At 71.7% G+C, this 12,701-nt stretch carries 12 protein-coding genes; 7 read left to right on the top strand and 5 right to left on the bottom strand.

All coding sequences use genetic code 11. The features are described 5' to 3' along the window. The gene (gene glsA / locus Ari01nite_RS02510; protein ID WP_203778886.1) at window positions 1-993 is read right to left on the bottom strand and encodes a glutaminase A; all 993 of its coding nucleotides are present in this window, start codon (window positions 991-993) and stop codon (window positions 1-3) included. A 229-nt stretch (window positions 994-1,222) separates the two neighbouring features. Here glsA and Ari01nite_RS02505 point away from each other — a divergent pair, with 229 nt between their 5' ends. Genes Ari01nite_RS02505 through Ari01nite_RS02495 form a run of 3 tightly spaced genes read left to right on the top strand, consistent with a single transcriptional unit; the run spans window position 1,223 to window position 4,184 of the window. Beyond that, on the top strand, window positions 1,223-2,392 hold the full coding sequence (locus Ari01nite_RS02505; RefSeq protein WP_203778885.1) for a DUF418 domain-containing protein: 1,170 nt from the start codon (window positions 1,223-1,225) through the stop codon (window positions 2,390-2,392). After that, the gene (locus Ari01nite_RS02500) at window positions 2,389-3,561 is read left to right on the top strand and encodes a sensor histidine kinase (protein ID WP_203778884.1); all 1,173 of its coding nucleotides are present in this window, start codon (window positions 2,389-2,391) and stop codon (window positions 3,559-3,561) included. The genes Ari01nite_RS02505 and Ari01nite_RS02500 overlap by 4 nt, the downstream gene beginning before the upstream one ends. After that, a complete protein-coding gene (locus tag Ari01nite_RS02495) occupies window positions 3,558-4,184 on the top strand; it encodes a response regulator (RefSeq protein ID WP_203778883.1) in 627 nt (208 codons plus the stop codon). The genes Ari01nite_RS02500 and Ari01nite_RS02495 overlap by 4 nt, the downstream gene beginning before the upstream one ends. Window positions 4,185-4,208: 24 nt before the next feature. Here Ari01nite_RS02495 and Ari01nite_RS02490 read toward each other — a convergent pair whose 3' ends face one another. Then, on the bottom strand, window positions 4,209-5,003 hold the full coding sequence (locus Ari01nite_RS02490; RefSeq protein WP_203778882.1) for a methyltransferase domain-containing protein: 795 nt from the start codon (window positions 5,001-5,003) through the stop codon (window positions 4,209-4,211). Between the two features lie 48 nt (window positions 5,004-5,051). After that, complete coding sequence (locus Ari01nite_RS02485; RefSeq protein ID WP_203778881.1) at window positions 5,052-5,705, bottom strand: DivIVA domain-containing protein; 654 nt, start codon at window positions 5,703-5,705, stop codon at window positions 5,052-5,054. A gap of 282 nt (window positions 5,706-5,987) precedes the next feature. Between Ari01nite_RS02485 and Ari01nite_RS02480 the strand changes: the two genes are divergently transcribed. The 3 genes from Ari01nite_RS02480 to Ari01nite_RS02470 are packed head-to-tail and all read left to right on the top strand — an operon-like array spanning window position 5,988 to window position 8,811. Next, window positions 5,988-7,544, top strand: coding sequence for a histidine kinase N-terminal 7TM domain-containing diguanylate cyclase (locus Ari01nite_RS02480; protein WP_275410816.1), 1,557 nt, complete (start codon window positions 5,988-5,990; stop codon window positions 7,542-7,544). 3 nt (window positions 7,545-7,547) lie between these two features. Next, window positions 7,548-8,372: a helix-turn-helix domain-containing protein gene (locus Ari01nite_RS02475; protein WP_203778879.1), complete on the top strand. Its 825-nt coding sequence runs from the start codon at window positions 7,548-7,550 to the stop codon at window positions 8,370-8,372. Window positions 8,373-8,418: 46 nt separating this feature from the next. After that, complete coding sequence (locus Ari01nite_RS02470) at window positions 8,419-8,811, top strand: SRPBCC family protein (RefSeq protein WP_203778878.1); 393 nt, start codon at window positions 8,419-8,421, stop codon at window positions 8,809-8,811. Between the two features lie 226 nt (window positions 8,812-9,037). Here the strand turns inward: Ari01nite_RS02470 and Ari01nite_RS02465 are convergent, their stop codons facing one another. Beyond that, entirely contained in the window at window positions 9,038-9,601 is a 564-nt protein-coding gene (locus Ari01nite_RS02465) for a hypothetical protein (RefSeq protein WP_203778877.1), read from the bottom strand. A 38-nt stretch (window positions 9,602-9,639) separates the two neighbouring features. On the opposite strand from Ari01nite_RS02465, the gene Ari01nite_RS02460 reads away from it, so the two are divergent. After that, window positions 9,640-10,275, top strand: coding sequence for a TetR/AcrR family transcriptional regulator (locus tag Ari01nite_RS02460; RefSeq protein WP_203778876.1), 636 nt, complete (start codon window positions 9,640-9,642; stop codon window positions 10,273-10,275). Here the strand turns inward: Ari01nite_RS02460 and Ari01nite_RS02455 are convergent. Further along, complete coding sequence (locus Ari01nite_RS02455) at window positions 10,253-12,580, bottom strand: glycosyltransferase family 2 protein (RefSeq protein ID WP_203778875.1); 2,328 nt, start codon at window positions 12,578-12,580, stop codon at window positions 10,253-10,255. The genes Ari01nite_RS02460 and Ari01nite_RS02455 overlap by 23 nt on opposite strands. Between the last annotated feature and the right edge of the window lie 121 nt (window positions 12,581-12,701).

Raw genomic sequence — 12,701 nt, 5'->3', positions numbered from 1 at the left:
TCAGCTTTCCGGCCCGGAGGCGAACAGGGTCAACCCCAGCCGGCGGGCGAGGTACCGGGCTGCCAACTGCCCCTTGACGCTGTTGCCGTACCCGTCGAGTGGCGGCGCGAAGGTGGCCAGCGCACCCTTGCCGGGCGCGACCACGATGATGCCGCCGCCGATGCCGCTCTTGCCGGGTGCGCCGACGTCGTACAGCCAGTCGCCGGAGGTCTCGTACAGGCCGGCGGTGGCCATGACCGCCAGGGCGAAATGGCAGACCTCGCTGTCCACCACGCGTTCCCGGGTGCACGGGTTGACGCCGCCGTTGGCCAGGGTGGCTCCCATCACGGCGAGATCGGTCGCGGTGACCCGCAGGCAGCTCTGCCGGGTGTAGAGGTCGACCGCCTCGACCGGATCACAACCGAGGAGGCGGTACGTCTGCAGCAGGTCGGCGAGGGCCCGGTTGCGGTGGTTGGTGGCCGACGCGGAGGCGTACACCTCGTCGTCGAGCGGCAATCCCCGTCCGGCGAACCGGGACAGCCCGTCGCCGAGGAACTGCCACTTGCCCGCGGCCGTGTCGCCCGGGGCGAGGCTGGCGGTGACGATCGCGCCCGGGTTCACCATCGGGTTGGTCCGGCCGTCCGGGCCGCGCTCGACCGCCGCGAGCGAGTTGAACGGCAGGCCGGTGGCGTTGACGCCCATCCGCCGGCGCATCGTTTCGGCGCCGAGCACCTGGCAGACCAGGGCGAACACGAACGGCTTCGCGACGCTCATGACGGTGAACCCGTGGTCGGCGTCACCGACCGCGTACCGGCCGCCGCGGGTGCCCACCGTGCAGATGCCGAACAGGTCGGCCGGGACCCGGGCCAGCGCGGGATAGACCCGGGAGCACTCGCCGCCGGTATCGGTGCGGTAGCGCTGGTACGCCTCGTCTATCGAGCGCCGGACCTGCTCCGGCGAGGGCAGGTGCCCGGTCGAGACGTACGGCGTGACGTCGGTGTCGAGAGGTCCCATCGATGACTCCCAGGCGCGCGGCGGCAGCAGCCAGGCTATGTCGTGCGGAACGGGCCGCCCTCATCCTCGAAGGGTGGGACAGCGGCGGGTTCCGCGACCCGGGCCGGTGCCACCGGAGGACAGGGTGCACCATCCATCGATCGGTTGATGGGGGCGGAGGGGCGGTGGAACCGCCGTGCCGGTGGATCGGTCGATCCGGCGGGTGGGTGTGCGGCGGCAGGCTCTGAGCATGGCAGTCAGGGAAGCAACAGTGGTGGCAGGGCCGGTCGGGGTGCGCGAGCGGGTGCTGGCGCCGGATCTGGCCCGGGGGCTCATGTTGGCGCTCATCGCGGTGGCCAACTCGGTGGTCTATCTCTACGGGCGGCCGTACGGGGTGCGGCAGCACATCGTCGAGGCCGGGCTGCTCGACCGGATGGTCGGCGTGGTCACGGTGACGCTGGTGGACGGGCGGGCGTATCCGATGTTCGCCGCCCTGTTCGCATACGGGACGGTGCAGATCTTCCAGCGGCACGGGGCCGGCGCGGCGGCCAAGCGGCTGCTCCGGCGGCGGAGTCGATGGCTCATCGCGTTCGGGCTGGTGCACGCCGTGCTGCTCTTCCCGGGAGACATTCTGGGGCTATACGGGGTGGCCGGGCTCATCCTGGTCGGGCTCACCGGGGTCTCCGACCGGAAACTGCTCGTCGCCGCGGCACTGTGGCTGGCCGTGGTGGCGGCCGTCCAGGGTGCGGCGTACATGATGCCGTCGACCGGGGAGCGGTCGTTCTTCTGGTCGTTCGAGACCGCCGATCCGCTCGCGGCGATGATGCTGCGGCCGTCCGAGTGGCTGATGACGCCGGCCGGGGTGCTCGGCGTGGGCAGTGCGGTCCTGGTCGGCACGTGGGCGGCCCGGCGCGGCATCCTCACCGACCCGGCCGCGCACCGGCCGCTGCTGGTCCGCACGGCGATCGGCGGGCTGGGGCTGGCGGCGGCCGGCGGGTTGCCGGTGGCGCTCGCGGCCGGGCACTTCTGGGCGCCGTCGTCGACACTGGTGCTCTGGAGCATCTCGGCGCTGCACGCGGTCACCGGGGTCGCGGGCGGTCTGGGGTACGCGGCGCTGATCGGGCTGCTCGCCGTCCGGGTGGGTGAACGGCGAGGGCCGGTGGTCCGGGCGCTCGTCGCCTGCGGGCAGCGGTCGCTCAGCTCGTACCTCTTCCAGTCGGTGGTTTTCGTGGTGTTGTTCCTGCCCTTCACGCTGGGACTGGGGGCGCGGCTCGGCACCGCCGGGATCACCGCGATCGCGCTGGCCACCTGGCTGGCCTCGGTGCTGCTGTGCGACCTGCTGCGGCGATCCGGGCGGCGCGGGCCCGCCGAGGTCGTGCTGCGCCGGCTGACCTACCGAACGGGGAGAATGTCGGCGTGACGTCGGTGGAGGAACGGCTGGGCCGGCAGCGGGAACACCGGTGGAACCTGGCGTGGGCGCTGTCGCCGTACGGCCTCCTGGTGGTTGCCTTTGGTCTGGCCCTGGCCACCGGGGAGGGTGACGGGCGGCAGCACCTCGTCACCCTCGCGATCGCCGGCGGGCTCGCGGTGTGGCACTGGTGGTTCGTGCTCAACCACCCGGACTGGTGGGAGCGCCGGACCTGGACGATGCTCCTGTACTACGTGGGCGTGCTCGGCTTCTTCTCCCTGCTGTTGCTGCGCAGCGAGGCGTTCCAGCTGTTCGTGCCGGCCTGCTACGTGCTCGCCTTCGTGGCGCTGCCGGGATGGCTCGCCTACCTCGGGGTGGCGGCCGCGAACGTGCCGGGGCTGCTGCTGATCGACGGGGATCGCGACTCGGTGCTGATCGCCTTCGGGCTGGCCACGCCGCTGGCCTGCCTGATCGGCGGGATGATCCGCTCGATGGAGAAGGAAGCGATCCGGCGGCGCGAGCTCAACAGCGAGGTCGCCCGGCTGCAGGCGGAACTGGTGCTGCGGGCCCGGGAGACGGGCGTCGCCGAGGAGCGGGCCCGCCTGGCGCGCGAGATCCACGACACCGTGGCGCAGGGGCTGACCGGCATCGTCACCCAGTTGGAGGCGGTCGGCGAGTTGCCGCCGCCGCAGGCTCGCCGGCTCGACACGGCCCGCGACCTGGCCCGCACCAGCCTCGCCGAGGTGCGCCGGTCGATCGACGCGCTGCGGCCCGGACCGCTGGAGGGTGCCCGGCTCGGCGACGCGATCCGGCAGGCCGTCGCCGGCTGGAGCAGGCAGCACGAGGTGCCCGCCCATTTCACGGTGACCGGTACGCCGCTGCCGGTGCACGCCGAGGTCGAGGTGACCCTGCTGCGGGCGGCCCAGGAGGCGCTGGCGAACGTCGGCCGGCACGCGCGGGCCGGGCGGGTGGATGTCACGCTGTCCTACATGGCCGACGTGGTGGCACTGGACGTCCGGGACGACGGCGCCGGCTTCGACGACGCGGCGGCCGGCGGGTTCGGCCTGATCGCGCTGCGGCAGCGGGTCGGCTCGCTGTCCGGGTCGGTCGAGATCGAGTCCCAGCCGGGCGCCGGCACCGCGGTCAACGTCACTGTCCCGGTGATCGGGGTGGCCCGATGACGCTGCGGCTGGTGCTGGTGGACGACCACCCGGTGGTGCGCGACGGCCTGCGCGGGATGCTCGGCACCCAGCCCGACTTCGCCATCGTCGGTGAGGCCGGCGGCGGCCTGGAGGCGCTCGCCGTGGTCGAGGCGGTACGCCCGGACGTCGTGCTCACCGATCTGCGGATGCCCGAGCCGAGCGGCGGCACGCTGATCCGGTTGCTGCTGGAACGGGTGCCGACGGTCCGCGTGCTGGTGCTCACCACCCACGACACCGACTCGGACGTGCTGCCGGCGGTGGAGGCGGGCGCGATCGGCTACCTGCTCAAGGACGCGCCGCGCGACGAGCTCTGCCGGGCGGTCCGGGCTGCCGCGCGCGGCGAGAGCGTGCTGTCGCCGTCGGTGGCCGCGGTGCTGCTGGCCCGGGTCCGTCCGCAGGCGCCGGCCGACACCCGGCTGAGCGCGCGGGAACGCGAGGTCCTGGCCCTGGTCGCGCAGGGCCGCACCAACCGGGAGGCGGCGGCCGCGCTCTATATCAGCGAGGCCACGGTCAAGACCCACCTGCTGCACATCTACGCCAAGCTGGAGGTGCCCGACCGCGCGTCTGCGGTCTCGGCCGCACACCGGCGGGGCCTGCTCTAGCCCCTTCTCCAGCCCGGCGTGCCGTCAGCCGGGCCGGGTGCCGACCGCGGCGTACAGCTGAAGCATCTGGACATGCTCGGGTCCGGCGAGCCAGACCTGGAACGCGGCGCCGGCGGCCGCCCGCCGGGCCTCGGTGATCACGCCGTCGGCGACCATCTGATGCCCGCGGGTCTCGATCACGTCGCCCCACAGATGGATCCGGGGCGGTGCCGTCGCGGTCTCCGGCTCGGCCGTCACGACGACGTCGACCAGGCCCGCCGCGTCGAAGAGTTCGCCGAGCCGGCGGCCGATCGCGTTGTCCATGCCGGCCTCGGCCCGCCAGGCCAGGAACGCGTCATACCAGCGGAGCATCGCGGGCGGCGGCGTCGGCTCCCAGGTCAGCGCGGTGTGGTCGTAGTCGAGCACCACCACCCGGCCGCCGGGCCGGACCGCGCCGACCATCGCGGCCATCGCGGCCGCCGGATCGGCCAGCCATTGCAGCAGCCGCGCGGCGTTCGCCACGTCGAAGCGTCCCGGCCACGGGTGGTCGTGGATGTCGGCCCGCGCGTAGCTGAGGTTCGCCGCGACGCCGGCCGCCATGGCCCGGGCGACCAGGTCGGCCGAGATGTCGATGCCCAGCACCGAGCCGTCCGGCCCGACCCGTTCGGCCATGCCGCGGGTGATGGCGCCGGTGCCGCAGCCCACGTCGAGCACGGCGTCGCCCGGCCGCAGCAGGGCCGCCAGCCGGGGGTGGTCGGTGGCCAGCGAACGGCGGTCCAGGAACCGTTCCGCACCCCGGGGCATGGCGCCGCGCCGCGCCGCGACCGGATCGACAGTCATGACATACCACCCTATGCCGTGTGCCCCGGCCCCGCTGCGCGGCGGCCGTCAAAGCTGCGCCTGGCGGCGCACCTGGTCTTTCAGCAGCGCCCGATAGGTTTCGGCGAGGCCGCTCAGCGCGTCGATCTCATCCAGTACCGCGGTGTGCCGGTCGCGCAACTCGGATGCCGCGCGGCTGTTGCGTTGCTGCGAGTCGGTCTCGATGCCGTGGGCTGCCGTCCACGCGTCCTCGGCAATCCGCTCGGACCGCGACCGCGCGTCAGCGAGCAGTTGACCGGATTCCTGGTGGGCACGCTGCAGATAGTCGTCTGCGGCGCGGTGCGCCATGGTCAGGACGCCGTCGGGGTGGTCGCTCCGGTCGCCGGCCGCCTCGACGGTGGCGGCCCGACGGGCGTCGGCGAGGCGGCTCTGCAGGATGCGGGCGTTCTGCTCGGCCAGGTCGCGGGCGCGCCGGGCGCGTTCCAGCTCGCCGGTGACGGCGGTGAGCTCGGCCCGGTCGGGACGGCCGGGAGCTGCCCCGACGCCGGCGGCCTGGGCGAGATCGGCGCGGCGGCGCAGATCGTCATTTTCCTCCAGCAGCTGGATCATCTCCTGGGTGACGTCGTCCAGGAGGGCGTCGACCTGCTCCGTGTCGTAACCGCGCCTGGTCAGGGCCGATTTGCCGAAGGTCGTGTTGTGGATGTCGGCCGGCGTCAGCGGCATGGGGCGCTCCTCACGTGTCGGTCGCTCGGGATGCCGCTGGAAAGTTGAATCCCGCTACTGTACGCCGGTCCCTTGCGCGCGCGGACGTCCGGGGCGAAGCCGTCGCGGGTGATTCCCACTCGGAGCCGACATCGCCGGACGGCCCGGACCCAAGACCGCGTAACCGCTCCGCCCGCAACCCAATCGGCAACGCGGGATGTCGGGGCGCCACTCAACTCGGTCGTGGGCGGGCCGAATGGTCGGCGGCGAAGTCCGTTGACCGGTGGCTGAGGGGTGGTTGTGATGGTGGTGACGTTGCTTGCTGTTGCCTATGGGGTGGCGGCTGCTGGTACCGCAGTCATGGCTGCCGTGGACTGGCGGCGGCGGCAGCGGTCGGCGGCGTTCCGGGTCATCGCGTTTGTCGGCGGTGCCATCGCGGTCAGCAATCTGCTGAGCCTGTGCCAGTTGTTGACCGGAGCGCCTGGTGCGTTCGCCGGGCTGGTCGTCGCGCAGACGGTGATCCTGCCGGTGATCTCGGCCGGCGTGGTGTGCATGTCGCTGGTGCACTCCGATCGGGGGTGGCGGCTGTCGCACCGGGCCGCGGCCCTGCTCGGGGTCACGCCCGTGGTCATGGCCGTGGCCGCGTGCCTGCCGGCCGGGCGCGAGTTGATCGTGAGCGCGGTCCGTTCCGTACCGGAAATGGGGATTTTGATCGCGACACCCGGGCCGTTGTCGTGGGCCTGTGTCGGGATCATCCAGGTGCTGCTGGTCGGAAGCGCGATCCGGGTCTTCGTGCTGCGGCGGCGGGCCACGTCGGCCGAGCAGCGCCGGCTCTGCAACCGGGTGCTCATCACGTACCTGATCCCGATGGTTGTTGCTTTTATCGGCTCCGCGCTGCCGCTGCACGGGCTCGACGTCATCCCGATCGGGCAGGCGCTGTCGATGGTCTACGTGCATGTGGCGTGGATCGGGCGGATGTCGCGGCAGATGCCGGTGGCGCACCGGACGATCTTCAGCACGATCAGCGACGCGGTGCTGGTGGCCGACCCGGACGGGCACATCATCGAGGCGAATCCGGCCGCGCTCGTCCTGCTGGGCCGGACGGCGGACGACGTCACCGGGCTGGGCGTCACCGAACTGGGCGAGCTCGACCTGGACCGCCGGCACGCCACCGAGCAGACGCTGGTCGACCTGCACCTCCAGATCAACCCGGTGCACGACGGCCGCGGCATCTTCCTGGGCTGGGTGCTGGTCGGCCGCGACCTGACCGAGTCGAACCAGCGGCGCCGCAAGGCCGAGGAGGACGCCGGGCAGCTGCGGGAGCAGCTCGAGACGATCAAGCTGCTCCAGGCCAACCTCGCCGAGCAGGCCCGCCGGGACGCGCTGACCGGGCTGCCCAACCGGCGGCACCTGATGGAGCGGCTGACGACCCTGGCCGCCGAGCGCGCCGTGATCAGTCTCGCGGTCATCGACCTCGATCACTTCAAGAGCATCAATGACGCGTACGGGCATGCCGGCGGCGACGCGGCGCTGGTGCACACGGCCCAGATGCTGGCGGCGGCGGTGCGCGACGACGACCTGGTGGCGCGGTACGGCGGCGAGGAGTTCGTGGTGGTGTTCCGCGGGGTGACCCCGGAAACGGCCTGGTCCCGGATCGATGCGCTGCGCGAGCAACTGGCTGCCAGCACGATCGAACTGGGCGGCGAGGCGGTCACCGTGACGATGAGCGCCGGGGTTTCCGGCACGAGCGCGGCTGACGACGTGGACGGGCTGCTGCGCCAGGCCGATGAAGCCATGTACGAGGCGAAGCACCGCGGCCGCAACCGCACCCAGCTGCACGGCCTGACCGTGGTGGGATAAGCCGTGGAGTTCGCGTACGAGTCGAGACGCCCGCCCGCGCTGGCGCGGTACGTGGAGTCGATCTGGTACGCCCGGGGCCGCATCGACTACCAGCGCGAACGCATAGCTCCCACGGGTTCCACGGTCGCCGTGCTGGTGCTGGGCGACCCGATCCGGGTGACCGCCGGCGACGGCCCTCCGCTGGTGGCCCGCAACGGTTTCCTGCTGGGCCCGCACGACCGCCCGATCGTCAACGAGCCGCTGGGCGAAACGCACTGCTTCGGCGTGGTGACAACCCCGGTCGGCTGCCGGGCCGTCTTTGGCTTCCGGCCTTTTCCCGTACGCGGAAAGGCAGTTGACCTTGATGCGGTCTGGCCGGCCGCGGCAGCGCTCCGACGGGACCTGCTGGTGGCCGGCAAACTGGACGCCCTCGAGCGGGCGCTGTCGTCGGACGTGGCCGGCGACCAGGTGGCGCGCTGCTTGGCGGTCACGCGCTGCGAAACTGCGGTGGCCGCCCTCGAAAACGATCCGCTGCGCCCGATCGCCGAACTGGCGGCCGAACTGGGTGTGTCGCACGGCCACCTGGACCGCGAGTTCACCGAGGTGGTCGGCCTGAGCCCGCGCACGCTGTCCCGGATCCTGCGGGTGCGCGCCGTGCTGGCCGCGATCGACGTGTTCGCGCCGGTCCCGTGGACCAGCCTCGCGTCCGCCTACGGCTGGTTCGACCAGAGCCACTTCATCCGCGACTTCCGGCGGCACACCGGCGTGACCCCGTCGCAGTACGTGGCGGCCCAGCGCGCCGCGTTCACCCGCGAGCAGGCATCCCCCGGTTTCGTGCCGGAGATGTGAAATCCGTCCAAGACCGGGTGCGGCCCGCTGGGCAGGCTTGACCGCCGTGACCACTGCTTTCACCGCTACCGAAACTGTCGACCGCCCGGCCGCCGAGGTGTGGGCGCACCTGAACACGTGGACCTGGATGCCCGGCGTGGAGGACGTCCGGGTGCGCGGCTCGGAGTTGGGCTTCCGGGCCCGGGGCCGCGAGAGGACCGCCCGCCTGGAGGTCCCCGATGACGGCCGTACCGTGATCGTGCACTCGAGGCAGGGCGGGGTTACGGCCGCTTATACGTATCACTGCGTCCCGGACGGCGACCGCACGCGGCTGACCCTGATCGCGGACGTCGCGGTCGCGGGTGGGTTCAGGCCGTTCGCGGGTTTGCTGCGCTATGCGATCCGCCGAGCCGATGGTGGGCAGTTGGCGGCTTTGAAGCGCTCGCTGGCAGCCGTGTGAGCCACCCAGAGATCTTGACGCCAATGCCACTGGGAAGAGACTTCTGCGCGGATCGAGGGCTTGCTGATGTCAAGCCACCGAGCCTGACGGTCTCTCGCTGTCGTCGATGGAGCAAATTTCGGCGCGGCGCGGAGGACCCTGACGGGTGGCTCGGTGGCGAAGTTGGGACAAGCACCCGGTCGGCGACGTGGGCCGGCGCGGGTATTGCCAGGCCGGTTGAGGTGGGCTATGCGGCGGTGGGCTGCGGCGCCGGGGTTTGGAGCAGGCGCCAGCCGTAGGCCACCAGCCACGCCACCCACAGGAGCCAGCCGACCAGGCCCAGCATGGCAACTCCGTCGCCCGCGAGCGGGGTGATCGTGGCGGAGGTGAACAGGAGAGCTGCGGCCGTCAAACCCAGGGTGCATTGCCAGCGGGGCACGAAGCTCACCAACGACAAGCCCAGCAGGGCCACGGCCAGAAACGTGCCGTTCAAGGTGAACAGCGCGTCGTGCGCGGCCTGCAGTGCCGGCGTTGTGGACTCGGTCAGGGCCAGGCGCAGGGCGATCACGCCGGCGAAGGTGGCGTTCTGGAGCAGCAGGCCGGCGAAACCCACCAACGGCCAGAGGGACGGGCCCAGCACGGCCACCGCGGCGGCGCCGAAGACGGTCGCGCACAGCCAGGCCAACGGGGTCAGGGCGGCGGACGCGCCGGGGAACGCGGGGGCGGCGGGGATGGCGATCAGGTTGGCCACGACGATGGTGGTGGCGAAACCCAGTGCGGCCAGGCCGCCCAGTTTGGCTTGCGGCAACATATATTCAATATAGTACGCGAAAAGCGACGGGAGTCCATGTGGGTTCGGAGCAGGGGCGGCGCCGGTACGAGTCGGCGCGCCGGGCTTCGCAGGCCGAGGAGACGCGCCGGAATATCGCGGCGGCGGTTCGGCGGGTGTTCGTGGCGCAGGGGTGGGCGGCGCTGACGATTCGGGATGTGGCGCGGGCGGGCGGGGTTTCGGTGCCCACGGTTTATGCCACCTACGGAAACAAGGCTGGGCTGGTGCGGGCGCTGGCCGACGCCGCCGAGCTGCTGGCCGATCCGGAGCGGCAGAGCGCCGAGCTGGCCGAGGGGTCGCCGCGGCAGCAACTGGCGGCGATGGCGGGATACGACCGGCGGTTGTTCGAGCGCGCGGGGGACGTCATCGCCATGGTCCGGGAGGCGGGGCGGGCCGAGCCGGAGCTGGCCGCCCTCTATGCCGACGGGCGGCGCCGGGCCGACTCGACCCGGGTTCGGGTGTTCGAGGCCTGGCCGGACGGGAGCTTCCGACCAGGCCTCGACGTGCCCACGGCGATCGACGTCTATGCCGCCCTGTGCAACATCGACGTCTACACCGTGCTCACCGCGGAACGGGGATGGACCCCGGACCGCGTCGAACAGTGGTGGACCGAGGCCCTCGCCCGGGAACTGCTCAGGCTGCCCGATCCGAGTTAGCGACCACGGAGTTAGCGACCACGGGGACCGACCGGTCGGCGGACCGGCGGTTGTGCTGCGGGGGAGCGGCCGGCGGGACCGCGAGGACCCGGAACGGACCGCCCACGTCGGCGTGGTGCTGGCCGGTCGCGGTCGCCGCCGCGCCCCGGTACAGGACGTCCTGCCAGGCCGGCTCGGCGATCTCGCGGACCACCTTGCGGCGGCGCACCGACGTGACCGCCTCGCGCGGCCGGTCGTCCTTGTACAGGTATTCCACGAAACCCAGCCACAGGTCGACCAGCACGTTGCGTACGCCCATGAAAGCCACCACAGCGTAAGTCGCGGCAGCGGCATTGACCGCCGCGAAGGCCACGTTGCCCCAGTTGCCGGTCTGCCAGTCGCGCCAGACCGTGAACACCGAGAAGCCGATGATCAGCAGTGGGGACACCGCGAACAGCAGGGACGTGGCGGTCCGGTGACCCACCTTCGGCGTACGGGCAAACGGGATCTTCTTGCCGGTGACCGCCTGCTGCAGGCTCTTGACCACGCCGGCCAGGTTGACCGGCAGCAGGATCAGGTTGAAGCCGTAGATCCGCAGGATGTCGGTGCGCTTGTAGCCGCAGCGCTTCAGGTCGCTCGCCATGGCCAGGAAGTACGGCATCGCGGCCAGCACGATCAGCGGGCTGAGCAGCTTGCTGTCGAACGGGTACGCGAGCAGCAGGATCAGGCCGATGCTGCTCCAGCAGGTCGAGGCCATGTAGTTGATCCGCAGCCAGGTCTGCGCCGCGCTGCCGTGCTCGCCGCGCTGGCTGCGTTCCCGGCCGTTGCGCCACAGCTTGGGCAGGATCAGCAGGCCGCCGTTGGCCCAGCGGCGGCGCTGGATGGCCAGCGAGCCGAAGTCCGGCGGGGTGGCGCTGTAGCTGAGCCGCTCGGGGTAGTTGATCAGGCGCCAGCCGTGGATCGCGAGGTCCAGGCTCGACTCGGTGTCCTCGATGACCGTACGGTCCTGGACGTAGCGCCGGATCTCGTGCCCGCCCTGGTGTTCCACCTCGACGATGTCGTCCAGCGCGCGTTTGCGGATGACCGCGTTGGCGCCCACCCAGAACGTCGCGTCGTGGTAGCTCATGCCCTGGTGCACGATGTGCTGGAGGTCGGTGGTGGCACCGGCCAGCCGCTCCATCCGGGTGGCCGAGCCGGGGAACGCCGAGTACGGGGTCTGCGCGACCGCGAGCCGGTGGTTGTCCGGCTGGCCGAACAGGAACACCAGGCGCAGGCAGTATTCGGGCAGCAGGATCGAGTCGGCGTCCAGGGTGAGCACGAACTCCGAGTCCGGGAACTCCATCCTGCCGGCCGGCGACGGCACCAGCACCAGACCCTCGGGCGTCTCGCGCGGCTCGAACCGGCGACCCATCAGGCCGATGTAGCTGTTCAGGTTCATCGCCTTGTTGGCCTCGTGCGACAGCGACGCGTACCGCTTGCGCTCGAAGCTGGTGATCTCGCAGCGGAACGTCCAGGCCAGCCGCTGGTACAGCTGCCGCAGGCGGCTGTGCGGCAGCACGGCATCCTCGGCGTCGGCCTTCTCGACCGCGTCGGCCACGCTCGCGAACTCCTCGGCCAGCGCGCCGAGCACCTGGTTGGCGAAGAACCGGTCGACGTGGTCGGTCACGATCTCCTGGTCGGCCCGGTCGTTGAGCCAGTTGGCGGCCCAGCGGTACTCGTCGATCACGTAGATCTGGTCGGTCTCGCCGTCCTCGAAGCGCTCCAGGGCCGCCTCGAACCGGTCCCGCGGCTCGCTCAGCCACGCCGTCAGCTGGTCCGGCAGCGAACGCGCGGCCTCCAGCGAGTCGGTGCGGGTGTTGGGCGGGTCGTCCAGCAGCAGCACGACCCGCAGGTCCGGGTACTCCTGGAGGGCGGCGGACAGCAGCGTCATCCGGATCGTCGGAATTTCTTCGCGGTACGAGGGAACCAGCACCGTCATCGACGACTGCCGGTCGTCGAACGCCTCGTCGAGGACCGCCCGCGGCACCCGCCGGTGCGCCCGGGTGCGATAGAGCGCACCCTGCCGGGCCACCAGGTACAGCAGCGACGACATGGTCAGCAGCGACATGATCGCCACGTAGACCAGGGTCTCCGAGGTGAACCGCATGCCGCCGAAGCCGCGGTTCACGAACTGGGAGATGACGGTCACCACGAGATAGCCGGCCCAGGCCAGCACGGTGAGCACGATGCCGAGACGGCCGAGCGTGATCAGCGTGTCGCTGGCGGGGGCGGCCACCGGTGGCAACGGGTCGGTGCGCCGGTCGGCGCCCCACTGGCGCCTGCGCATCGCGGCCATGACAGCTCCCGGGGGATGGAGTGCGGAGGGGTCGAGAAGCCTGTTCGACGACAGCCCGGCCGACTTGAGCGTTCCCGGGGCCTCACGTCGCGGCCGCGGCGGCCGATAGAAC

The sequence above is a fragment of the Paractinoplanes rishiriensis genome, from assembly GCF_016862375.1.
In the GTDB taxonomy this organism is placed as follows: domain Bacteria; phylum Actinomycetota; class Actinomycetes; order Mycobacteriales; family Micromonosporaceae; genus Actinoplanes; species Actinoplanes rishiriensis.
Note: the sequence above shows the minus strand (reverse complement) of the source record. Positions and strands in the feature narration are given on the sequence as shown.

Coding starts and splice junctions, on each gene's coding strand:
- Ari01nite_RS02490 (WP_203778882.1), bottom strand. CDS start 5,003: ATGACTGTCGATCCGGTCGCGGCGCGGCGCGGCGCCATGCCCCGGGGT.
- Ari01nite_RS02495 (WP_203778883.1), top strand. CDS start 3,558: ATGACGCTGCGGCTGGTGCTGGTGGACGACCACCCGGTGGTGCGCGAC.
- Ari01nite_RS02485 (WP_203778881.1), bottom strand. CDS start 5,705: ATGCCGCTGACGCCGGCCGACATCCACAACACGACCTTCGGCAAATCG.
- Ari01nite_RS02505 (WP_203778885.1), top strand. CDS start 1,223: ATGGCAGTCAGGGAAGCAACAGTGGTGGCAGGGCCGGTCGGGGTGCGC.
- Ari01nite_RS02465 (WP_203778877.1), bottom strand. CDS start 9,601: ATGTTGCCGCAAGCCAAACTGGGCGGCCTGGCCGCACTGGGTTTCGCC.
- Ari01nite_RS02455 (WP_203778875.1), bottom strand. CDS start 12,580: ATGCGCAGGCGCCAGTGGGGCGCCGACCGGCGCACCGACCCGTTGCCA.
- Ari01nite_RS02480 (WP_275410816.1), top strand. CDS start 5,988: ATGGTGGTGACGTTGCTTGCTGTTGCCTATGGGGTGGCGGCTGCTGGT.
- glsA (WP_203778886.1), bottom strand. CDS start 993: ATGGGACCTCTCGACACCGACGTCACGCCGTACGTCTCGACCGGGCAC.